The sequence below is a fragment of the Rheinheimera sp. genome, from assembly GCF_037442525.1.
Lineage (GTDB): Bacteria > Pseudomonadota > Gammaproteobacteria > Enterobacterales > Alteromonadaceae > Pararheinheimera.
This window is the reverse complement of sequence record NZ_JBBIQD010000007.1, coordinates 1-21,566: the sequence shown is the minus strand read 5'-3', so window position 1 is coordinate 21,566 and position 21,566 is coordinate 1. Positions and strand designations below refer to the sequence as shown.

Genomic DNA, 21,566 nt, shown 5'->3' with positions numbered 1-21,566 from the left:
GAGCGCTTTTTTTAAGGCACTTGCTGCCGGGAATAAAACGGCCTTATGCGAATTCTACACAGCTCCGACTGGCATCTGGGGCAACACTTTATCGGCAAAAGCCGCGCGGCTGAACATCAGGCGTTTTTTGTCTGGTTAAAGCAACAGATTGAACACCACCAGGTCGATGCACTGATTGTCGCCGGTGATATTTTTGATACCAGCACCCCACCCAGTTATGCCCGCGAGTTGTACCACCAACTGGTCGTCGATCTGCTGCCGACCGGCTGTCAGTTGATCTTATTAGGCGGCAACCACGATTCTGTGGCTGTGTTGCAGGAAAGCCAGAGCCTGTTGGCCAAACTGCATACCCAGGTGATCCCGGGCTGGCTGGGGCAGCCGGAACAGCATCTGCTCACATTGCGCAATCAACAGGGCGAACCTGCCGCTTTGCTGCTGGCGTTGCCCTTTTTACGCAGCCGCGATTTAGTGCAAAGCCAGGGCGGCGACAACGCCCAGGCCAAACAACAACAGCTGCAGCAGGCCATAGCCGGTTGCTACCAAGAGTTGTACCAGCTGGCACTGCAGCGGCGGCAGGAACTGGGCTTGGAGCTGCCTGTTCTGGCCACAGGGCACCTGACCACAGTAGGCGCCAGCTGCACTGAATCGGTGCGGGATATTTATATCGGCACTTTGGATGCCTTGCCAGCCAGCGCTTTTCCGCCGGTCCATTACCTGGCCCTGGGCCATATTCATCAGCCGCAGCAAATCGCTGGCAATCCGTTCTGGCGCTACAGCGGCTCGCCGCTGCCGCTGAGTTTTGATGAAAGCCGCCAGCAAAAGTCGGTGGTGCTGCTGGAGCTGAATGGCACTGAACCCAAACTGGAACTGCTGCCCGTTCCTTGTTTTCAGCCGATGTTGAGCCTGAAATGTGAACTGAAGCAGTTGGATGCTTTGCTCACACCAGCCCTGGAGCAACTGAAAGCCGGGCAAAAACTCTGGCTGGAATTGCAACTGACCGGCGCTGATGCATTGCTCAGCGAATTGCATCAGCTGGTGCAACAGCAACTGGCCGATTTGCCGGTGGAGCTGCTGAAATTGCGCCGGGCCCGCACCGCTCCGCAAGCCGGCATACAAAGTGCCGAAGTGCTGAGCCTGACTGAACTGGAGCCAGCCATGGTGCTGCAGCAGCGGCTGGAGCAGGAAGAGCTCAGTGCTGAGCAGCAACAGCAGTTTCAGCAGATGGTGGCGGCCTTATTGGTGCAACTGCAGGAGGGTGAAGCATGAAAATCCGTACTGTCCGGCTGCAAAACCTGAATTCATTAAAAGGTGAGTGGCATATTGATTTCACAGCCCCGCCTTTGGCCGACACCAATTTATTTGCTATTACGGGCCCTACCGGCGCCGGTAAAAGTACCATTCTGGATGCCATTTGCCTGGCCTTGTACCATCAGACGCCCAGGCTGAAACAACTGTCGCAAAGCAGTAACGAACTGATGAGCCGCCATACCAGTGAATGCCTGGCTGAGGTGGAGTTTGAAGTGCGGGGAGAGGTGTATCGTGCATTCTGGAGCCAGCGCCGTTCCCGTGGCGCAGTGGATGGCAACCTGCAGGCCGCTAAAGTGGAACTGGCGCGCGCCGACGGCCAGATCCTGACCGACAAAAGCAACGAAAAACTGAAGCTGACCGAGCAACTGACCGGGCTGGATTTTGGCCGTTTTACTAAATCCATGTTGCTGGCGCAGGGTGGTTTTGCTGCCTTTCTGAATGCGCCGGCCAATGAGCGGGCTGAGCTGTTGGAAGAGCTGACCGGTACTGAAATTTATGGTCAGTTGTCGGTGGCTGTGTATGAACGCACTAAAGAAGAAAAAGCCGCTCTGGAACTGCTGCAGGCCAAACTGTCAGGGGTGCAGTTGCTGGATGCCGGGCGCCGCGCTGAGCTGACGGCTAAAGCCGAACAACTGAGCACAGAGCAACAACAACTGCAGCAGCAACAACAGGCATTATTGCCTTTGGTGCGCTGGCGTGAGCAGTTGCAGCAGGCTGAAAACCGCCAGCAACGGGCTATGGCCCAACAGCAGCAGGTGCAGGCTGAACAGCAGCGCCAGCACAGTGCCTTGGATAAACTGCAGCGTTTTGAGCAGCACAGCCCTTTATTAAACCAGTACCAGCAATTGCAGCAGCACAGGGAGCTGACCTCGGCGGCACAGCAGAGCTATCAGCAGCAGCAACAGAACCTGATTCAGCAGCAACAACAGTTGCAACGGCAGATTGCCGCAGGGCTGACGGCCAGCCAGCAACAGGAGCGTGTTGCCAGACAACAACAGCAGCAGCTGTTCGAAGAAGGGCAGCAGCTGCAACAGCAACTGCAGGGAGACAACAGCGATCTGCCAGAGTTGCAGCAGCAGGAAGAACACCAGCGCCAACATCTGGAGCTGTTGCAACAGCTGATCCAACTGCAGCAACAACAAGAGCGGCTGGAACAGCAAAACCAGGGCTGGCAGCAGCAGCTGGAAGACTTAACCCCGGAGTTGCAACAACAGGAGCTGCAGGTACAGCAGCTGCGGCAACGGTACCGAGAGCTGGACAGCCAAAGTCAGGACAAACAGAAGTTGTTGCAACAGGAGCGGCTGATCCTGCAATTGGCTGGCCACAGAGCCCGGCTGCAGCCCGGTGACGCCTGTCCTTTATGTGGCAGCGAACAGCACCCGGCTATTGAACACTATCAGCAACTGGAGCAAAGCCAGACCGAACAGCAGTGGCAACAACTGCAGCACGAACAGCAACTGGTGTTGGAACAAGGCAAAGCGGCAGCCGAACAAAAAGCGGCGCTGCAGGCCCGCACTGACCAGCTGCGCCAACAACTGGCGCACCAGCAGCAGGAACAGGTTCAACTAAAGCAGCAATGGCAGCAACTGATCCTGCAGCTCAGTGCCCAATGGCAGTCGCAGCTGCCGCAGGGACTGATCGCGCTACAACAGCAACTGCAGCAACAGCTGAAACACACACTGGCCCAGCGTGCTCTGCTGCAGCAGTGGCAACAGAATCAACATCAGCTGGCGCTGCAGCAGAAAGACTTGCAGCAACTGCAACACCAACTGCAGTTCTGGCAACAACAGGCCAGGACCTGGCAGGTAGAGGCTGACGTGGGCTCAACCCAGCCAAGCGCGGATCTGGCCGGATTACAACAGCAGGTGCAGCAACACAGCGCTGCCTTACAGAAGCAACTGGGCCAACAGGAACAAAGTGCCCGGCAGTTGCAGCAGTGGCAACAGCAACTGGAACAACAACAACAGCTGTGGCAGCAGCAGCTCAGCAGCGCAGCTTTTCAGAGCGAAGCCGCCTTTCTGGCGATTTTGCTGAGCCCACAACAGGTGGCTGAGCTGAGCCAGCTGAAACAGCAGCTGCAACAACAGGCGATAGCGGCAGAGGCAGAATGCCTACATGCCCGGCAGCAACTGCAGCAGTTACAGGCACAGCAACTGACCGGGCTGGATTTGCCGCAACTGACAGCGCAACAGCAGCAGCTACAGCAACAGATGCTGGAGCTGGTGGCAACTTTAGCCAGCCTGCAACAGCAACTGGACGCCGACCGGCAACAGCAACAACAACAGCAGCAACTGGCGATGGCAATAGAGCAGCAACAGCAGCAACTGATAAGCTGGCAGCAGTTGAACAGCCTGATTGGTTCCTCGGACGGAGCGCGCTTCCGCCGCTTTGCCCAGGGCCTGACGCTGCAACAACTGGTGCAACTGGCCAATGCCCAGCTGCAGCGGCTGCACAGCCGCTATCAGTTGAAACGCAAAGCCGATGCCGAGCTGGATTTAGTGGTGGTCGACAGCTGGCAGGCCGACGCGGAACGCGACACCAAAACCTTGTCAGGCGGCGAAAGTTTTCTGGTCAGTCTGGCACTGGCACTGGCCTTGTCCGATTTAGTCTCCAGTAAAACCCGCATTGACTCCTTATTCCTGGATGAAGGTTTTGGCACCCTGGACCCGGATACCCTGGACAGCGCTTTGGCGGCGCTGGACCAGCTGAACGCCAGTGGCAAACAAATTGGTGTCATCAGCCATGTGGAGGCATTAAAAGAGCGTATTGCTGTGCAGATCCGGTTGGAGAAGCAGCAGGGCTTGGGGTACAGCACGCTAAAGGTGTATTAGCCGGTCAGGCGTAAATAGATGACATTTGTCAGGTGCAACTGATGACTTTTGTGCCTGCCGCAATGCTGGCTGACTTCCGATAATGACACCACACCAACGGGGTGTCATAAAAAAGGAAAGTAAAAATGAAGCCATTATTGATTGCTCTGACCCTGCTGACTACTGCAGTGCAGGCGGCCAGCATTGAGCAGATTGACGCGGCTGCCAACCGCATGCAACTGACGCAGCTGACGGACTACGCCAAAGGAACTGAGGTCAGTTATCCGCAGGCCTACGCCCAATACCGGCTGGCGGTGATCAGCCAGGTCGCTGGCAACGCTGAGCAGTTTTCGGCGGCTTTGCAGCAGGCGCGTCAGACGCTGGAACAGCTGACGGCACAACAGCCAGATGCAGAAAATCTGGCGTTGCTGTCATCCGTGTATGGCCTGATGATCAGCGAAAGCCCACTGAAAAACGGCACCAAATATGGCAAAAAAGCCGCAGAAGCCCTGGCGAAAGCGGAACAGCTGGCACCGGACAATCCAAGGGTACTGCTGGTCAAAGCTATTTCTGCCTTCAACACGCCAGCTGTCTTTGGGGGCAGTAAAACGGCCGCAGCAGAACTGGCCAGTCAGGCCATAACGCAGTTCAGTCAGCCCTGCACACAAATCTGCTGGGGCCAGGAGGAAGCGTATACCTGGCGCGGACTGGCCAGCATGGATGCCGGCAATAAAGAAGCGGCTGTGGCCGACTGGCAACAGGCGCTGCAACTGAACCCGGATTATGGCTGGGCCCGTTTTCTGTTAGAACAACAGCAGCGTTACCGTCAAAACTAAGCAGTGTTGCAGCTAAACAACAGGCTGGCCGGAGTCCGGCCAGCCCTAAGGACAGGTATGGATCAGAAAGAATCGCGGCTGAAATGGGTGTACCTGGTGAATCTGGTGTTTTACCTGGTGCCTGTGTGGTTCCGGCCCTACAGCTTGATGGAGATTGGCTGGCAGCTGCTGGCTCTGGCTGGGTTTCTGGTCTGTTATTTTTATGCCTATTCCACGCAGAAACGCCGGACCTTGCTGGGGGCGCTTGGTATAGTGCTGGTGGCGAGCCTGATCACCCCAGTCACTTTTGGTTCCATCAGCCTGTTTGCTTTTGCCGCCTTTTTCTTTGGTTTTGCGTTACCTCTGCGCTATTTCGCGCTGCTGATCCTCGGCCTGGGCTGCTGGATCACGCTGCTCGGCTGGTGGCTCTTCGATGGGGTCTGGGAGTTCAGTCTCTATGGCAACCTGCTGGTGCTGGGTATTGGCACTATGGGCCAGGTAGAGCAATGGCGGCAAAAGGTGCAACGCCAGCAGCAACAAAGCAAAGCGGAAATCAGTCAGCTGGCTGCGCAGCTGGAGCGGGAACGGATTGCCAGAGATTTGCATGATATTCTGGGGCACAGCCTGTCCAGTGTGATTCTGAAGGCGGATTTAGCCGCACAGTTTCTGCAGCGTGGCCAGCAGGCCGATGCTTTGCAGGAAGTTCAACAACTGGGTGTGATTGCCCGCGAAAGCTTATCAGCGGTGCGGCACACAGTGGCTGGATACCGCCATAAGGGCTGGGACAGCACAGTGCAGCCCTTGCTGGAATTATTACGTCAGGCTGGTTTTGCGGTAGAGCTGAACGGGCAATGGCAAGACCTGACGGAGCAGGAGGAGCAATGCCTGGTGCCCGTGCTGACCGAGCTGATCACCAATATTATCCGCCACTGTCAGGGCCGGCAGGTCTGGCTGACGCTGCAGCAGACCGGACAGCAACGTTCCTTAGTGATCACAGACGATGGTGCCTGCAGCACTATAGAGCCGGGTCAGGGGCTGAAAGGTATTGCTGAACGCCTGAGCTTGCTGGGCGGGCAGCTGAGCTGGCAGACTGACCCCACCCGTTTTCACCTTCAGATCCCAAGGACTGCCTGATGACACGTATTTTGCTGGCCGAAGATCAGGCCATGGTGCGGGGCGCTTTGGCTGCCTTGCTGCGCCTCAGCGGTCAGTTTGAGGTGACCGAAGCTGAACATGGTCTCGCCGCCCGGACTTTGCTGCAACAACAGCAGTTTGATTTATTGCTCAGCGATATTGAAATGCCGCTTTGCAGCGGTCTGGATCTGGCGCTTTATGTGCAGCAACAGCAGTTGCCGGTTCAGGTCATGATTCTGACCACTTTTGGCCGCGCAGGTTATGTGCAGCGGGCGCTGGAATCTGGTGTCAGGGCTTTTTTGCTGAAGGACGCCCCTATAGAGCAGTTGACTCAGGCCATCAGCCAGGTGTTGCAGGGTAAAAAAGTGATAGACCCCGAGTTATTGCTGAACGCCTTGGGCGAAAAAGACCCGCTGACCGAAAAGGAACGGCAGGCACTGCGTCTGGCCGGCGAAGGTAAAACCACCGCGGAGATTGCCGCGGCTTTGTATATTGCCGAAGGCACGGCGCGCAATTATTTGTCTGAAGCCATCAGCAAACTGCAGGCGGGCAATAGGGTTGACGCAGCCCGGATTGCCCGGCAAAAAGGCTGGCTTTGATGCCAGCCTGCCAGAGCTGGCATCCATCCGTTTAAAACGAATACACCAGGGTTAACGAGGTCTGGGTATCGGTTTTCTGTTTGCCAACAGGCACCTTACTGTCGTTTTGCACTGAAAAGGCCGCTTTCATCTGCAGGCGGCCATTGAGCTTGCTGGTCAGCGAACTTTCAGCCACTGTCCTTTTGTTGTCTTCACCATATTCCAGCGCCACTGTTTGTTTAAAACGGGCATTGTCGCTCAACTGCCAGCGAAAGGTTGCGGCGCTGCGGACCAACAGGCCGTTTTCCTGTTCGCCGGCATCGGTTTTACCGCGGGCATAACCAGGACCAATTTCGCCGTCCAGCGACATGTCCTTTGTCTTAAAGATCTGATCGCCATACCCAATGGCGACTGTGCTGTATTCGGTGTAAGCGCCAAAACGGTCATCTATATGGGAGCCATAAATAAACAGCCGGGCCGAATCTGAATCCAGCCGGTAACCGCCTTTGGCGGAGGCCGCATAACGTTCGGCTGAGGTCTGTATCAGGGTATTGCCATCATCTGTGGTGGTTTCATCGCGTTTATAAAAAGCACTCAGGCTGTATTCGTTCGACCAGTGCTCCATCTCATGGCTGGAATCTATTTTTCCTGTGACTGAGGTACCTTTGGTGTTACCTGAAGTGGTGATGGCTCCCAGCTCGGCGGTGGTGCTCCAGCCTAATTTGGGTTCGTCAGAGGCTGTGGCTGAAGTGTCTTCGGCCTGTGCCGCGATACAGCTGCATGCAAGCAGGGAGAGGACCAGATATTTCATGGGTTCGTTTCCTTTTTCAGATGGACATCCATTTGCGGAAATGGAATTTCGATGCCTTGTTCGTCAAAACTGAGCTTGATGTTTTCCAGCAGGCTCCAGTAAACAGGCCAGTAATCGGCTGCATTGACCCAGCTGCGCACAATCAGGTTCACGCTGCTGTCGGCCAAAGCGCCCACTGCGATCAGCGGGTCTGGTTCTGCCAGAATACGACCATCGGCCTTGACCAGTTGTTCCAGAATCAGTTTGGCTTTGCGTAAATCTGAGCCGTAGCTGATGCCAATCACTAAATCGACACGGCGGGTGGCTTCGGCGGAATAGTTCACTATGGCACTACCGGTAATTTGCGAGTTGGGCACAATAATGCGTTTGTTGTCGACACTGCGCAGAATGGTCTGGAAGATTTCTATTTTCTCTACTGTGCCTGAAACACCGGCTGTATCAACGTAATCACCAGCCTTAAAAGGACGGAACAGAATAATCAGCACACCGGAGGCAAAATTGGATAAAGAGCCTTGCAGCGCCAGTGCTACAGCCAGTCCTGCTGCACCCAACATGGCAATAAAAGATGCCGTCTGGATACCGACCTGTGACAACGCAATCAGGATAAACAGCAGCATAATGGCAGTCTGAATAATACCGCCTAAAAAAGACACCACGGCTTTGTCGACCTTACGGCTCAGTAAGGCTTTTTCCAGCATACGGGTCAGGTTTTTTGACAACCAGCGGCCGACATAGAGAATAATCAGCGCCACCAGGATCTTCACGCTGTAGGACAGGATCAGCTGTTGGTTGTCGCTGATAAAATCAATAAATTGTTGCATTGTGACTCCTTCAAACCAGACAACGCAGAGAAGTAGTCTCTGCGTTTCTGGCCTAACCCTAACACAGCGGTCCGGCTGACCCAAGCCTGAACAGGCTTAACGGCCCGCTCCACATGATAAAAAACAGTTGCATAAACAGAGTGATCCGCTAGAATGCGCGGCTCTGCGGTGACTGTAGCTCAGTTGGTAGAGTCCCGGATTGTGATTCCGGTTGTCGTGGGTTCGAGCCCCATCAGTCACCCCACTTCCCCTTTAGCTGTGTTACTCTTTTTTCATCTCTGGTCCTTTTCGCCTGTATTTTTTCTATGAACCTCAACCTGCTGCAGCAACAACTGCAACAACCCAATCTGGCTCCGCTGGAGCTGTGGGACCCACCTTTTTGTGGTGATTTACCCCTGCGGATCGCTGCCGATGGCCGCTGGTGGTATCAGGGGTCGGTGATTGAACGCGAGGCCCTGGTCCGGCTCTTTGCTTCGGTGCTGCTGTGCCGCGACCAACAGTATTTTCTGCTGACGCCAGTCGAAAAAGTGCGGATCCAGGTGGATGATGCGGCTTTTGTTATCACAGAGCTGGCTTCACTGGAGACCGACCAGGGGCCCGTGCTGCAGGTGACAACCAATTTGCAGCATCAGATGTTAATCAGCGCTGAATACCCCCTGCAGCTTTTACCTCAGGCCAATGGTCAGCTCTTACCTTATCTGCAGTTATGGCGGGGCTTGACGGCCAAATTCAGTCGCAACTGCTATTACCAGCTGGCTGAACTGGCACAGGAGCAGGCAGGGCAGCTCTTTGTTTATTCTGGCGGGCAAAAGTTCCTGTTGGGGACTTCAGCTTCCGGTTGACGCAAGGACAGGTTGCGGAAAAAAACGGCCTGCTTCATAGTCAACTGAACCCAATAAAACAAGAACAAGGAACAGCAATGAAGACGCAAATGACAGTGCTGGCACTGGTGGTGTTGGCCGGGCCAGTCCAGGCCGCCACGGTGATCCATGCAGGACGGCTGATTAGTGCCGAAGACAATCAGGTCAGGCAACAGGTCACGGTGCTGGTGGAGGGCGATAGAATCAGTGCCGTCAAACAGGGTTATCAGGCCGCAGGAGCAGCCGATACACTGATCGATCTGAAAAACCATACCCTGATGCCTGGGCTGATGGATATGCATACCCACTTCTCGACCCAAATGGGGCCTGGCAGTTACAGCGAAGACTTCACGATGAATGAAGCCGACTTTGCGCTGCGTGGCGCCACCTTTGCCGAAAAAACCCTGATGGCCGGTTTTACCACAGTGCGGGAACTGGGCGATACCCACCGTATCAGCACCGCACTGCGCAAAGCGATTAATCAGGGGTTGGTCAAGGGGCCGCGTATTTTTACCGCCGGGAAATCCCTGGCCACGACTGGCGGGCATGCAGACCCAAGCAATGGCGTCGCCTATTTTTTAATGGGGGACCCAGGGGCCAAAGAAGGGGTGATCAATGGGCCGGATGAAGCCCGTAAAGCAGTGCGGCAGCGCTACAAAGAGGGGGCGGATCTGATTAAACTGACCGCAACTGGCGGCGTACTGAGCGTGGCTAAAAGTGGCTCCAACCCTCAGTTTACCCAGGCAGAGTTAGAGGCAGTGGTCATCACGGCCAAAGACTATGGCATGACAGTGGCTGTGCATGCGCATGGTAAAGAGGGCATGGAGCGTGCCATAAAGGCAGGAGTCGACTCGATCGAACATGGCACTCTGATGGACAAAAGCACCATGGCGCTGATGAAAAAACATGGCACTTATTACGTGCCGACCATCAGTGCCGGTAAATGGGCGGCTGACAAGGCCGCCACCCCGGGTTTTTTCCCTGAACTGGTGCGGCCTAAAGCGCTGGCCATTGGCCCGAAAATTCAGCAGACCTTCGCGGAGGCCTACAAAGCCGGCGTTAAAATTGCTTTTGGCACCGACTCTGGCGTGGGAGCGCACGGAGAAAACTGGAAAGAGTTTGTTTATATGACCGAAGCGGGGATGCCGATGATCGAAGCCATTCGGGCTGCGACCATTGAAAGTGCAAAACTGCTGAAAGCGGATGCTGAACTGGGCACAGTCTCAGCCGGCAAACTGGCGGATTTGGTTGCTGTGCCGGGCGACCCCTTGCAGGAACCTGCCCTGATGGGCCAGGTCAGTTTTGTGATGAAAGCGGGTCAGGTGTATAAACAGCTGTAGCCGGATTGAACAAGCCGCTTGCTTAAGCGGCTTTTTTCAGCCAGTCGAGCAGAGTGCCGACATCGGCCAGAATGGCATCTTTTAAATTAATTTCAGCCTGTTGCCGGATATGGTCCAGATGCCGGATTTCTTTTTTATCCCGCTCTTTACGTGCCTGATGGGTTGGCATGTCTTTGACCACTTCATACATCTGAAACAGAGCCGGATACTGAGTTTTGGCTTCGGGTTTTTGCCCCAACTGCAGATGATCCAGCAGAACCCAGATCCTTAAAGCCCCTTCTGACAATTCACATTGACCTTCTTGCATGGCCCGGCCGATCAGGTCGATGCTTTCAAACAGGTAGGCATTTTTCTTCTGTACGTCGGCTTGCTGTTGTTGCTTTTGTTGCTGCAACAAGCGCAATAAGCGACCCAGGTACAAACCTAAGCCCGCCACCAGTAAGGTCGCCAGGCCAAAGGCAATGATCCATCCGGTTGTCAAAACTGTTAATCCTCACCCAGAATTTCTTTGCGCCAATCGGTTTGTTCCAGTTTGGCCAGTGGGTCGAGCTCTTCTTCCTCGTCCTCGTCGTCCAGCCCCAATAACTCAACGAGTTCGGCGTGGCGCGCCGTTTTGGCGTTAAAGTACTTGGCTTCTTTGCCTTTGAGAATTTCGCCCTGATCTACGCGGTCTAACAGTGCAGCCAAGGTTGCATCGTTTTCGATCTGAGCCAGCTCCTGCTCCGGGCTTAAGACGGGGGCTTTGGCTTTGCTCAGCTGTGCCACGGGCTGCAGGTTCTTGCTGTCCATCAGCTTTTGTTCCGCCTGCGTCAATACCAGTGGGATAGGGGTCTTGCTGCCGTGGCGTGGGTCTCTTTTACCTGAACTCCCACTGCTTTTCTGCTCTGCGGGTGGTGAATGCCGGCTGCCGGATTTTAATCCCGAACCTTTCTTTTTGGTTTCAGGCGTACGGGTGCGATCCTGTCGGGCTTCTGCCGCAGGTTTGTGTCTGACACCAATCTGGCCTGAGGTGCGGGTTTTTTTAATCCGGGTCATAAAGTCTGCCTCTGAAAAAGGGCGCGTATTTTAACCAGTTTACTGCGAAAAGCCCAGTCCCTGGCCGTTAATTCTGTTTTTGTAAAAGAACGACATCCGGCGCCGGAAATTCCACAGTAAAACCATCACGTTGGGCTAAAAACTCGAAGGTGTTTTCGTGGAAAAAGCTGATATGGGTCGGGTCGTTTTTATAATGCCAGTTCGCGAAACCTTTCAGATCGCTATAGCGCTTGGTCATAATGGCGAGTACCGCAGCTGGTTTTAGTAACCTTTGCCATAAGTGCCATTCCTTTGCTGGTGTAGCAAAATGCTCAATGGCTTCAGAGCAACTGATAAAATCGTAGCTTTGGTTCAGGGGCGCCGGGTCCGGTGCGAAGTAGGGATCCCAAATGGCCATCCTGTGACCCTGCTCGGTCAGCATTTGTGCCAGTAAAGGACCGGGTCCGCAGCCAAAATCCAGACCAGACAGGCCGGAGCGGCCCAACTTCTGTTGCAAAGGCATAGCAAGACGATTCAGAAACTGACGATACCCAGGGTCATCGCAATGATTCTGATGCAGGTCGTACTGTGCTTTTTCCGCTGCAGCGGATACATGATCTGTGGCAGCAACAAAAACCAGGGCGCACTGCGGACAACGCCAATACGGCCGTTTTTTATCCTGATGAAACAGAGAGCTGTCGGGGTGAAAACAGAGTGGGCAATGCACTGACATAAGCTGAAAACAAAAAGGGCGATACCTGATGGTACCGCCCTCTGAGGAAGAGTGTCTAGTCAGACACGAATTCTGCTTAAGTCATCCTGACGGGGACCGACCCCCTGTCTTGCAAGCATCCAGTTATTGTTGCGCAATTTCCCTATAGAGGTTGTTATTCGCGATCATCCTGATACTTTCTGGTTCATCCGTGCTGTGTTAAGAAACACAAGAGCATCATTTTTGATGTTGCATTAAAGCGTACTACCGCACTGCTGCTGTCCTTGCTGCTGGTCCTTGTTTTTAGCTTGTTACCGGAGGCAACGTGACTAACCATACTCCAATTTCACTGAATGACAAGATGTTTTGCAGAAAAAAACGACGAAAGGTGGAACTTTTTTAATCAGCAGACCAGCGGACGCTGGTCTGCCAAAACGAAGGGGAATTATCAGGCAGAAACCACGTCGCTGTGTTTGTTATGCAAAGTCTGGATCAGCTGATCCTCATAATCGAAACGTTCCACCAGCACCTGGCCCAATTCAGACAAGTCCTGATCAAAGGCTACAGTCCATTGATCGTCAGTCACTTCAGCGTACTTGTCATTGAATTCCAGGGCTACATCAGTGGACGCGGAAATTTTTGGGGTCAGGGCATCAGCCAGCCTGCGGCTGTCATGGCCGTTTTCTGCACATTCAGACACGATGCGTTCATACATTTCAAAATGCCCGGCAGACAGGTAATCCATCAGTTGCTGGCAAAATGCCTGAACTTCAGAGTTGGCGGGCAAAGACTGCTGGCTTTTTTTGTCGAATGGAGGCAATGCGGCCAGTTTGCAATAGCTGACAATAAGGCGCTGTCTGTCGTCAAGCCAGGTGTCGATAGCGGTTAAACGACCACCCCATTTTTGTTGAGCTGTTTCCAGGCGGGTGAACATATCTGAGCCCTCAGATCAAAAATTTACTGCTGTTAACCTCTAATTAAAAGAATTCTGCAATAAAGATCAACTACTTTTTTATTGGTCAGCCCAGTGTTTGGTTCTATGATGACGCAGCGAAACGGATGGTGAACGAGGTGTCTATGATCCGCCACAGCCTGCCTCATGCAAAAGCTAGAACAGGATATTGGTATGTAGTTTCTCAGGGCAAATTGTATTTGCCGGATGCTGAACAGCCGCCCCAACCCCAGAGCCTGCAGCAGTTGGGGCTTGAACTGGATGGCTCCGAGATGCTGTGTCAGATTGGTGAAATTGACCAGACCCCATGTTACCTGTTGCAGTATCAAGACAGGCCTGAACCTGAACACCATTGGCACAGTGCCAGACAGTTTCTGGTCTTTGGTGAGCCGCATTTTGAACATGCGGCCAGAGCCTGTCAGGTGGCGCTGTTTTTGCAAACCCATAAATTTTGCGGCCAATGTGGCAGCAGCATGCACTTGGTGAACTGGGAGCTGGCAGCACTCTGCCATAAGTGTGGCCATCGTTGTTATCCTCGGATCAACCCTTGTGTACTGATTGCTGTCGTGAATTCGAAAAATCAATTGTTACTGGCGCGCTCGGCACGGCACAAAAGCGGCTTTTTTTCGATTTTGGCAGGCTTTGTCGAATCGGCTGAGACACTGGAACAAGCGGCTGTGCGTGAAGTGGCAGAAGAAGTCGGAGTTCGTATTGGGAATCTGCAGTATGTGGGCAGCCAACCCTGGCCTTTCCCACATTCACTGATGACGGCTTTTATTGCCGATTATCAGGGGGGCGAATTGTGTTGTCAGCCGGATGAAATTGAAGAAGCGCACTGGTTTGATTTAGATAAGCTGCCGGAAGTTCCAGGCGAAGCGACCCTGTCAGGGCGGGTGATCCAACAGCTGGTCAAAGCCAACAGCAGAAAATAAAAAAGCCACTAAATCGTGGCTTAAGTGGAGTGTAACTTACGTTACCCGGACCTGTTTAAACAGGTTTCTTTCTTCTTGTTCTTTACTAGCGCAAGTAGTTTATAACAGATGTATTTTGGGCAGGCAACAGCTTTTTTTAACCGAAACTGAATACGCTGTGGGAAAACATAGTCATCAGAAAAACTTCAGTGATAAACTAACAAAAATTCAGAAGATGGCAGATAACAGATGCAATTAAAAAATGATCGGTATTTAAGGGCTTTACTGAAACAACCTGTGGATCGGACTCCTATTTGGATGATGCGCCAGGCTGGGCGTTATCTGCCAGAGTATCGTGCGACCCGTGCTCAGGCGGGCGATTTTATGTCCTTGTGTAAAAATCCAGAACTGGCTTGTGAAGTGACGATGCAGCCGCTGCGTCGTTATCCCTTGGATGCAGCCATTTTATTTAGCGACATTCTGACTATTCCTGATGCGATGGGCATGGGCCTGTATTTTGGTGAAGGTGAAGGTCCACGTTTTACCAAACAATTGACTGACTTTATGGATGTGGTGCAGTTACCTGTACCGGATCCGGAAGTTGAACTCAAATATGTGATGGACGCCGTGCGCACCATCCGTCGCGAACTCAATGGTTCTGTGCCTCTGATCGGCTTTTCCGGCAGCCCCTGGACTCTCGCTACTTACATGTTTGAAGGCGGTAGCAGCAAAACCTTCTCAAAAATAAAGAAGTTGATGTATACCGAACCGGAGGCTGTACATATTCTGCTGGATAAGCTGACGCAGAGTGTGATCCTGTACCTGAATGCTCAAATTGCTGCCGGTGCTCAGTCCGTGATGATCTTTGACACTTGGGGTGGCGTGTTAACACCCCATGATTACCGAGAGTATTCGTTAAGTTATATGCAGCAAATTGTGGCCGGTTTAACCCGCCATGCGGATGGCCGCCAGGTCCCGGTTACCTTATTTACCAAAAATGGTGGTTTGTGGCTGGAAGACATTGCGGCGACCGGTTGTGATGGTGTCGGTTTGGACTGGACCATGGACATTCGCCATGCGCGTGCCCGAGTGGGGGATAAAGTGGCCTTGCAGGGCAATATGGACCCTGCCATTTTGCTTGGTACACCTGAACGTATTCGCCAGGAAGTTCAAGGCATTCTGGATGGTTACGGTATGGGGACTGGTCATGTGTTTAACCTGGGCCATGGTATTACGCCAGATGTGGACCCGGAAAAAGCGGGTATCTTTATTGATGCAGTGCAGACCTTCAGCCCGGCCTATCATATGCAAGCCACACTTTTGGAAGAATAAAAAGATCAAGGGGCCGGAAGGCCCCTTGTTGATCTTAGAGTTAAAACAGCCGGTTTAAGCCGTTCATTGCGGCGACCCGATACGCTTCGGCCATGGTTGGGTAGTTAAAGGTGGTGTGCACAAAGTACTCGATGGTATTGCCACCGTTCTTTTGCATCATAATGGCCTGACCTATGTGTACTATTTCCGCTGCCCGCTCGCCGAAACAATGGATACCCAGGATTTCTTTGGTATCACGGTGAAACAAAATTTTCAGGCTGCCGACACTGGTATTGGCAATTTGCGCCCTGGCTAGGTGTTTAAACTGGGCCCGACCCACTTCGTAAGGAATACGGGCTGCAGTCAGCTCCTGCTCATTCTTGCCGACTGAACTCATTTCCGGAATGGTGTAAATGCCCACCGGAATGTCTTCAATCAACCGGGTGTCGCAATGGCCATGAATAATGGAGTTGCCGGCAATCCGGCCCTGATCATAAGCCGCACTGGCCAGGCTGGGGTACCCAATGACATCGCCAACGGCGTAGATGTTCGGTACTTCGGTCTGATAGTTTTCGTTTACTTTTAACTGGCCGCGGCGGTCAGCCACCAGGCCAACGGCGGACAGGTTCAGTAGGTCTGTGTTGCCGGTCCGGCCATTGGCAAACAAAATGCAGTCGGCTTTCATTTTTTTGCCAGATTGCAGGTGCAGGATCACACCATCGTCACAGCCTTCAATATGGTCGAACTCTTCGCCGTGGCGGATGGTGACACCGGAGTTCCAGAAGTGGTAACTCAGCGCATCAGAAATCTCAGTGTCCATAAAGGCCAGCAGGCGGTCTCGGGTGTTGACCAAATCAACCCGCACACCTAAACCGCGGAAAATCGAGGCGTACTCACACCCTATCACGCCAGCGCCAAAAATAATGATATGGCGCGGGTCGTCCTGCAGCGACAAAATAGTGTCGCTGTCGAAAATGCGGGGGTGACTAAAATCCACATGGTTCGGGCGGTAAGGCCGAGAGCCGGTGGCCAGTACTATATGTTCAGCGGAGATCACCTGATCCGGAGCATCCGGTGTTTGAATGCGTAAGTGATTGGCATCAACAAAAGACGCAATACCGGCAATGACTTTGACCCGGTTCCGCTCATAAAAACTGCTGCGTAGTTGCACCTGCTTGCGGATCACCCCGGCGGCGTGCTTCAGAATTTGCGGGAATGTCAGGTTGGACGACTGGTCGTCCATCTGAAACAAGGGGTTTTCTTTGTATTCAATAAAACGGCTGACCGAGTGACGCAAGGCTTTGGATGGAATGGTCCCCCAATGGGTGCAGCCGCCCCCGACTTTTTCATAACGCTCAATCACGGCGACGCGTTTACCACTTTTCGCCAGATTCATCGCAGCCCCTTCACCACCCGGGCCTGTGCCGATAATAATGGCGTCAAAATCGTACTGAACTGGTTTAGTTGTTTTAGCCACTGTGTTACCCCGTTGATTTCTATGGCCTTAGTGTACGCAGAATTCCGGAAAAACGGCGATAAAAAAGGCGGCTGGAGCCACCTTTTTTAGGTTAAACAAGTTGGGTGGTCAGCAGTCGCCACCTTTTCTGTTGGGCGCGCCAGTTGGCTTTCAGCTCGGCAACCCGGTGTTGCAGATCAAAGCCAGCGTAGTGCTCAGTCAATTGCTGTTTCTTTTGTTGCAACAGCGTTTTTTTCGCTTCGTAGTACAGCTGCAGTTTTTCTACCAACACATCGTACTCCTGCTGCAGCTTCTGTAACGTTAGCTCGGCATCCGGTAGGTGCAGTACCTGGGATTGGGCGCGCTTTAACTGCATTTGCGCTTTGGCTTTTTCAATGCGCTCTTGCGGGCAGACTTTCAGGTTGCGGGTTAAGCCAAGATAGGAACAGCTTTTAATCAGCCACTTGGTCGGGTCAAACTGCCACCATTTGATGCCGTTGCGGTAATCGTATTCAAAAATATGGTGGAAGTTATGGTAACCCTCGCCATAGGTCAGAAAGGCCAGCACACCATTGTCGCGGGCACTGTTTTGATCGGTATAAGGCTGACGACCCCAAATATGAGCCAATGAGTTAATAAAGAACGTGAAATGGTGGCTCAATGTCAGGCGTAATACACCCACACTCAGTAACATGCCAAGGATACTGTCGGTCAGCACGCCCAACAGCAGAGGAATACCAAAATTGGTCAGTATGGTGAGCCACAGGTAATTGCGGTGTTGCCACATCACAATCTTATTATTCTGCAGGTCGCGTGCGTTGCTGTAATCCGAATAGGTTTGGCTTTGGTATTCGCGCAGCATCCAGCCAATATGGCTGAACCAGAAACCGCGTTGTGCCGAATAAGGGTCTTTGTCGTTTTGATCGACAAACTTATGGTGCACCCTGTGATCAGAAGACCAGTGCAGCGCGCTGTTTTGCAGTGCAAAAGCACCACCAATGGCGAAAATCCATTGCAACACAGGGTGAGCATCGTAAGTTTTATGCGCCCAGAGCCGGTGATAACCTGCGGTAATAGATATACCGCAATAACCGAGGCACAGCACTGTGGCAATAATTTCTGTCCAGGTGAACCCAACGGCAATGGCATACCAGGGCACCAGGATCAGGGAAACTAAAAAGGTAGACGCAAACAGAATAATGTTGGTCCAGATCAGAGGTGGTTTATTCATTCAGATTGACTCAGCTTACAACTGTTCGCCAATTTAGCCGTGCAATGCAAGCGGGTCAAGGGCTAAAATGGTGAGCGCAGCAAAAGGAGCGGGCAGTGAGCAGAGCACAACAAAAAGAAAAAACCAGACGTGCAATTATAGATGCAGCTTTTCAGCAACTTAGCCCAGAGAAAGCCTATTCCAGCCTGAGCCTGCGTGAAGTGGCCAGAGAGGCTGGGATTGCGCCAACCTCATTCTATCGTCATTTTGCGGATATGGATGAGTTAGGGTTAACCCTGGTGGACGAAGCCGGCTTGATGCTACGTCAGTTACTGCGCCAGGCCCGCAATAAAATAGAAAACAACGGCAGTGTGATCCGCACCTCCATTGAAACCTTTATGGAGTTTGTGGTGAGTCACAGCAATGGCTTCCGTCTGTTACTGCGGGAACGTTCAGGCACCTCTGCCGCCTTTCGTAGCGCGGTGGCTCGCGAGATCCATCATTTTTCGGCCGAACTGGCGGATTATTTACGCAAGGAAACCGAGATCCCTGGGGAAATGGCGCAGGTGCAGGCCGACGCAATGGTTATTATAGTGTTTCATGCCGGCGCTGATGCGCTGGACGCCACCCCGGAACAGCGTCGCCACATTACCCAACGTACTATTATGCAACTGCGCTGGCTGGCTCATGGCGCAGCCAGCTATGGCCGCAAAGCTAAGGATTGATTTTCCGCAGCCAGACACCGGATTCAATGTGGTGGCTGTAAGGAAACTGATCAAATAAGGCAAAGGCCTGAATATGGTGAGTCTGGCTCAGGGTTTTCAGGTTGTGTGCCAGTGTCTCCGGGTTGCAGGAAATGTAAAGAATGTCTTGAAACTGGGAAACAAACTGCTCAGTGGCTGCGTCCAGACCAGCCCGTGGCGGGTCCACCAGAATGGTATCCAACTGCAGATGCGATAAATCCAGCTGTTTTAGCGCTTTCCCTTGTGTCATTGCAGTACTCACGTCCTCAGCAGACATCTGTAACACTTGCAGGTTGGCTACCTTATTCAGCTCAATATTCAGTTGGGCCGATTTAATTGAACTGCGGGAAATTTCTGTGGCGACCACCTGACGAAAGTAAGGAGCCAGCGCCAACGAAAAGTTGCCGTTGCCGCAATACAATTCCAGCAAATCACCATCCAGTTGTTTGGCGATATCGCAAGCCCAACCCAACATCTGCTGGTTTACGCCAGCATTCGGTTGGGTGAAACTGTTTTCTACCTGCTGATAGCTCAGCTTGCGGCCTTGTACTGTTAACTGTTCCATCACATAATCACGATCAACCAGCACCTTTTGTTTGCGGGCGCGGCCAATAAAATCCAGTGGCGCAAAGTCAGCCAGCTCCTGCTTCAAGGCTGCAGCCTGTTCAGCCCAATTGTCCGCTAACGGCTTTTTGTAGATTAATGAGACCAGTAACTCACCACTGAAGGTGCTCAGATAATCCACCTGATACAGCTTGTGACGCAGTTCTGGTTTTTGCTTGAGCTTCTCAAGCAACACAGGCATGAAGTCGGCGATGCGTTTACTGGCGACAGGGAAGTAGTCGATACGCTGCTTTTGTTTGGTTTCTGGGTCAAACATAATGTGGAACAGGTCGTCGCCTTCGTGCCAAATCCGGAATTCAGCCCGTTGCCGGTAATGGCTGGGTTCTGACCGAAACAACTCTATGGCTGGCAAGGCATAGCCAGACAGCAATGCCGTTGTCTGGGCAGCTTTTTCTGCAAGCTGCTGTTCATAAAGTTCCGGGTACACTTGTCCCAATGCCATCTGTTGTTCTCCTGGCCAAAAAAGCGGCTTATTCTAAGGGCTTTTCCGCGAATGTCCATCTGGCCCGACAGATAGGCCGCATCACTCGATTGTTTCGGCGACAACTGCTCTGGCAGAATAGGCACTTGCTTACTAAAGGTAGTATCAGATGCGAATTGGTGTAATTGACAGTGGGGTCGGTGGTTTGTCCATTCTGAATGCAGTGCGGGAAAGTGTGCCTGCACAGTATATCTATTGCATGGACAACCAATACCTGCCGTATGGTACCAAAAGCGAACTCTTTATCCGGCAGCGCCTGTTACAACTCACCCGCCACCTGCTTGAGCAATACAAGGTGGATTTGGTGTTGATTGCCTGCAATACCGCAACCACTCAGGCGGTGGATTATCTGCGTCAGCAGTTTGAGCTGCCTTTTGTTGGGGTGGTACCAGCTATTAAACCAGCAGCTCACTACTGTGGCATTCAACCCTTTGCGGTGTTGGCAACACAGGCCACAGTAAATGGCCCTTATATTGAACAGCTGGTCGCAGAGTTTGCGCCAAAAAATGATGTTCAACTGATTGCTTCAAGTGAGTTGGTGCTGTTAGCTGAGCAAAAGGTTTGGTATCGCTGTGATGTGACGACCGAGGTGCGTCGGGTTTTGTTGGATACTCCGTTGGTTCAAAGCAAGGCAGCCGCATTAGTGCTGGGTTGTACACATTTCCCTTTTTTGGCAGACGAAATCCGCGCTTGTCTGGGACAGAGTGTCCGCTTATTTGATACTGCCGAGGCTATTGCGCGGCGGGTGAAGCAACTTCAGTTGCAGTTTGGTCTCAGTCAGCAAGAAGATGGCGTTGCAGATGTCTTTGTCAGTACTGCAGCATTGGATTTGATCCAGCAGGGGCGTTTGGCAGAGTTAGGGTTTGGCCAACACCAATGCTGGCCAAACCCGGCGGGAGCAGAACAAGTTTATTCTTCGGTCTCGTCGTTGTCCTGATCCTGACGCTCTTTCGCTTCACGTACTTTTAATGTGCGTTCCTGAAACTCAAAATCATTCAGTTTCTGGATCATCTTCGCAGCGTCTTTTGCTGCTACTTCAACAAAGCCGAAACCACGGCGGCGGCCTGTTTGACGATCTTTCATCAGGCGTACATTCACGACTACACCAAATTTCTGAAACAACTCTCGCACAGCATCTTCATTAGCACGGTAAGGCAGGTTACCTACATATAAGGTAGAAGTTTCCCCTTGGTAGTTTATTTTAGCCGCCGGCCGGCTTGGGCTTGTTTCCAGTTCAGCCCCTTTGGTCTGCACCAGAATAGGGATTAGCACACCGGCCAGCACAACACCGAGTGAAACCAGGGTGGCGGCGTTTAACCCCAGGTCAGGCAGAAAAGAAAATATCAGATAAGTCAGAATGGCTAAGGCCAGTGTAAAAGGTAATGAGCGTTGTAAGTTAGTCCACATAACAATTCCCTAAGTCATTATAAAAACAGTCAGATCAGAAAGACGCATTAAATAGCTTTCTTATATTAGCGATTAGATCTTAAGCAGCCAACTGCTAAATCGCTGTGAATTAAGGGGGTTTCCGTATCAATTCTGTACATATCGTTGGTTTAACCGCCAAACGATCCTGAAATCGTCAAAAAGTTATATTTCCCTGTTGCGCGAGTTCAAAAACTCCCTATAATGCGCGCCATGCCGACGGGGTGAAGCGAAAGCGACTCTGGTGGTG

Annotated in this window: 21 protein-coding genes and 1 tRNA gene; 12 read left to right on the top strand and 10 right to left on the bottom strand. The window is 52.5% G+C overall.

The annotated features are described in order from the left end of the window. Window positions 1-45: 45 nt before the first annotated feature. The 5 genes from sbcD (at window position 46) to WKJ03_RS11520 (ending at window position 6,666) form a co-directional block, all read left to right on the top strand. Window positions 46-1,266, top strand: coding sequence for an exonuclease subunit SbcD (gene sbcD / locus WKJ03_RS11540; RefSeq protein WP_337842358.1), 1,221 nt, complete (start codon window positions 46-48; stop codon window positions 1,264-1,266). Next, a complete protein-coding gene (locus tag WKJ03_RS11535; protein WP_337842357.1) occupies window positions 1,263-4,139 on the top strand; it encodes an AAA family ATPase in 2,877 nt (958 codons plus the stop codon). The genes sbcD and WKJ03_RS11535 overlap by 4 nt, the downstream gene beginning before the upstream one ends. Before the next feature lie 125 nt (window positions 4,140-4,264). Then, a complete protein-coding gene (locus WKJ03_RS11530; protein ID WP_337842356.1) occupies window positions 4,265-4,954 on the top strand; it encodes a tetratricopeptide repeat protein in 690 nt (229 codons plus the stop codon). Between the two features lie 57 nt (window positions 4,955-5,011). Beyond that, complete coding sequence (locus WKJ03_RS11525) at window positions 5,012-6,067, top strand: histidine kinase (RefSeq protein ID WP_337842355.1); 1,056 nt, start codon at window positions 5,012-5,014, stop codon at window positions 6,065-6,067. Beyond that, entirely contained in the window at window positions 6,067-6,666 is a 600-nt protein-coding gene (locus WKJ03_RS11520; RefSeq protein WP_337842354.1) for a response regulator transcription factor, read from the top strand. Before WKJ03_RS11525 ends, WKJ03_RS11520 begins: the two co-directional genes overlap by 1 nt. Before the next feature lie 31 nt (window positions 6,667-6,697). On the opposite strand, the gene WKJ03_RS11515 is transcribed toward WKJ03_RS11520, so the two are convergent. Next, window positions 6,698-7,456, bottom strand: coding sequence for a DUF481 domain-containing protein (locus WKJ03_RS11515; RefSeq protein ID WP_337842353.1), 759 nt, complete (start codon window positions 7,454-7,456; stop codon window positions 6,698-6,700). Then, complete coding sequence (locus WKJ03_RS11510) at window positions 7,453-8,277, bottom strand: mechanosensitive ion channel domain-containing protein (RefSeq protein ID WP_337842352.1); 825 nt, start codon at window positions 8,275-8,277, stop codon at window positions 7,453-7,455. Before WKJ03_RS11510 ends, WKJ03_RS11515 begins: the two co-directional genes overlap by 4 nt. A 168-nt stretch (window positions 8,278-8,445) precedes the next feature. Here WKJ03_RS11510 and WKJ03_RS11505 point away from each other — a divergent pair. From WKJ03_RS11505 to WKJ03_RS11495, 3 genes are all read left to right on the top strand, one after another. Next, window positions 8,446-8,521: transfer RNA gene (locus WKJ03_RS11505), tRNA-His, on the top strand. Window positions 8,522-8,582: 61 nt separating this feature from the next. Continuing rightward, the gene (locus tag WKJ03_RS11500) at window positions 8,583-9,119 is read left to right on the top strand and encodes a DUF1285 domain-containing protein (protein WP_337842351.1); all 537 of its coding nucleotides are present in this window, start codon (window positions 8,583-8,585) and stop codon (window positions 9,117-9,119) included. 77 nt (window positions 9,120-9,196) lie between these two features. Further along, the gene (locus WKJ03_RS11495) at window positions 9,197-10,477 is read left to right on the top strand and encodes an amidohydrolase family protein (protein WP_337842350.1); all 1,281 of its coding nucleotides are present in this window, start codon (window positions 9,197-9,199) and stop codon (window positions 10,475-10,477) included. Between the two features lie 22 nt (window positions 10,478-10,499). On the opposite strand, the gene WKJ03_RS11490 is transcribed toward WKJ03_RS11495, so the two are convergent. From WKJ03_RS11490 to rsd, 4 genes are all read right to left on the bottom strand, one after another. Next, entirely contained in the window at window positions 10,500-10,958 is a 459-nt protein-coding gene (locus WKJ03_RS11490; protein WP_337842349.1) for a DUF2489 domain-containing protein, read from the bottom strand. Between the two features lie 5 nt (window positions 10,959-10,963). Next, entirely contained in the window at window positions 10,964-11,512 is a 549-nt protein-coding gene (gene yihI, locus WKJ03_RS11485; RefSeq protein ID WP_337842348.1) for a Der GTPase-activating protein YihI, read from the bottom strand. Between the two features lie 67 nt (window positions 11,513-11,579). After that, window positions 11,580-12,224, bottom strand: a complete 645-nt coding sequence (locus WKJ03_RS11480) for a class I SAM-dependent methyltransferase (protein WP_337842347.1) — start codon at window positions 12,222-12,224, stop codon at window positions 11,580-11,582. 427 nt (window positions 12,225-12,651) lie between these two features. After that, window positions 12,652-13,137 carry a sigma D regulator gene (gene rsd / locus WKJ03_RS11475; RefSeq protein ID WP_337842346.1) on the bottom strand — a complete coding sequence of 162 codons (486 nt, stop codon included), beginning with the start codon at window positions 13,135-13,137 and terminating at the stop codon, window positions 12,652-12,654. 125 nt (window positions 13,138-13,262) lie between these two features. Between rsd and nudC the strand changes: the two genes are divergently transcribed. Continuing rightward, window positions 13,263-14,087: an NAD(+) diphosphatase gene (gene nudC / locus WKJ03_RS11470; protein ID WP_337842345.1), complete on the top strand. Its 825-nt coding sequence runs from the start codon at window positions 13,263-13,265 to the stop codon at window positions 14,085-14,087. A gap of 228 nt (window positions 14,088-14,315) precedes the next feature. After that, complete coding sequence (hemE, locus tag WKJ03_RS11465) at window positions 14,316-15,398, top strand: uroporphyrinogen decarboxylase (protein WP_337842344.1); 1,083 nt, start codon at window positions 14,316-14,318, stop codon at window positions 15,396-15,398. Between the two features lie 40 nt (window positions 15,399-15,438). Here hemE and sthA read toward each other — a convergent pair whose 3' ends face one another. Together sthA and WKJ03_RS11455 are read right to left on the bottom strand one after the other, a co-directional pair. Next, a complete protein-coding gene (gene sthA, locus WKJ03_RS11460; protein WP_337842343.1) occupies window positions 15,439-16,854 on the bottom strand; it encodes a Si-specific NAD(P)(+) transhydrogenase in 1,416 nt (471 codons plus the stop codon). A 91-nt stretch (window positions 16,855-16,945) separates the two neighbouring features. Further along, a complete protein-coding gene (locus WKJ03_RS11455) occupies window positions 16,946-18,064 on the bottom strand; it encodes a fatty acid desaturase (RefSeq protein WP_337842342.1) in 1,119 nt (372 codons plus the stop codon). 95 nt (window positions 18,065-18,159) lie between these two features. Between WKJ03_RS11455 and fabR the strand changes: the two genes are divergently transcribed. Further along, a complete protein-coding gene (gene fabR / locus WKJ03_RS11450; protein WP_337842341.1) occupies window positions 18,160-18,768 on the top strand; it encodes an HTH-type transcriptional repressor FabR in 609 nt (202 codons plus the stop codon). Here the strand turns inward: fabR and trmA are convergent. Further along, window positions 18,758-19,852: a tRNA (uridine(54)-C5)-methyltransferase TrmA gene (gene trmA / locus WKJ03_RS11445; protein ID WP_337842340.1), complete on the bottom strand. Its 1,095-nt coding sequence runs from the start codon at window positions 19,850-19,852 to the stop codon at window positions 18,758-18,760. The genes fabR and trmA overlap by 11 nt on opposite strands. A 148-nt stretch (window positions 19,853-20,000) precedes the next feature. On the opposite strand from trmA, the gene murI reads away from it, so the two are divergent. Continuing rightward, window positions 20,001-20,828: a glutamate racemase gene (murI, locus tag WKJ03_RS11440; protein WP_337842339.1), complete on the top strand. Its 828-nt coding sequence runs from the start codon at window positions 20,001-20,003 to the stop codon at window positions 20,826-20,828. On the opposite strand, the gene WKJ03_RS11435 is transcribed toward murI, so the two are convergent. Beyond that, window positions 20,801-21,298: an RNA-binding protein gene (locus tag WKJ03_RS11435; RefSeq protein WP_337842338.1), complete on the bottom strand. Its 498-nt coding sequence runs from the start codon at window positions 21,296-21,298 to the stop codon at window positions 20,801-20,803. The two genes, murI and WKJ03_RS11435, sit on opposite strands and share 28 nt — an antisense overlap. Between the last annotated feature and the right edge of the window lie 268 nt (window positions 21,299-21,566).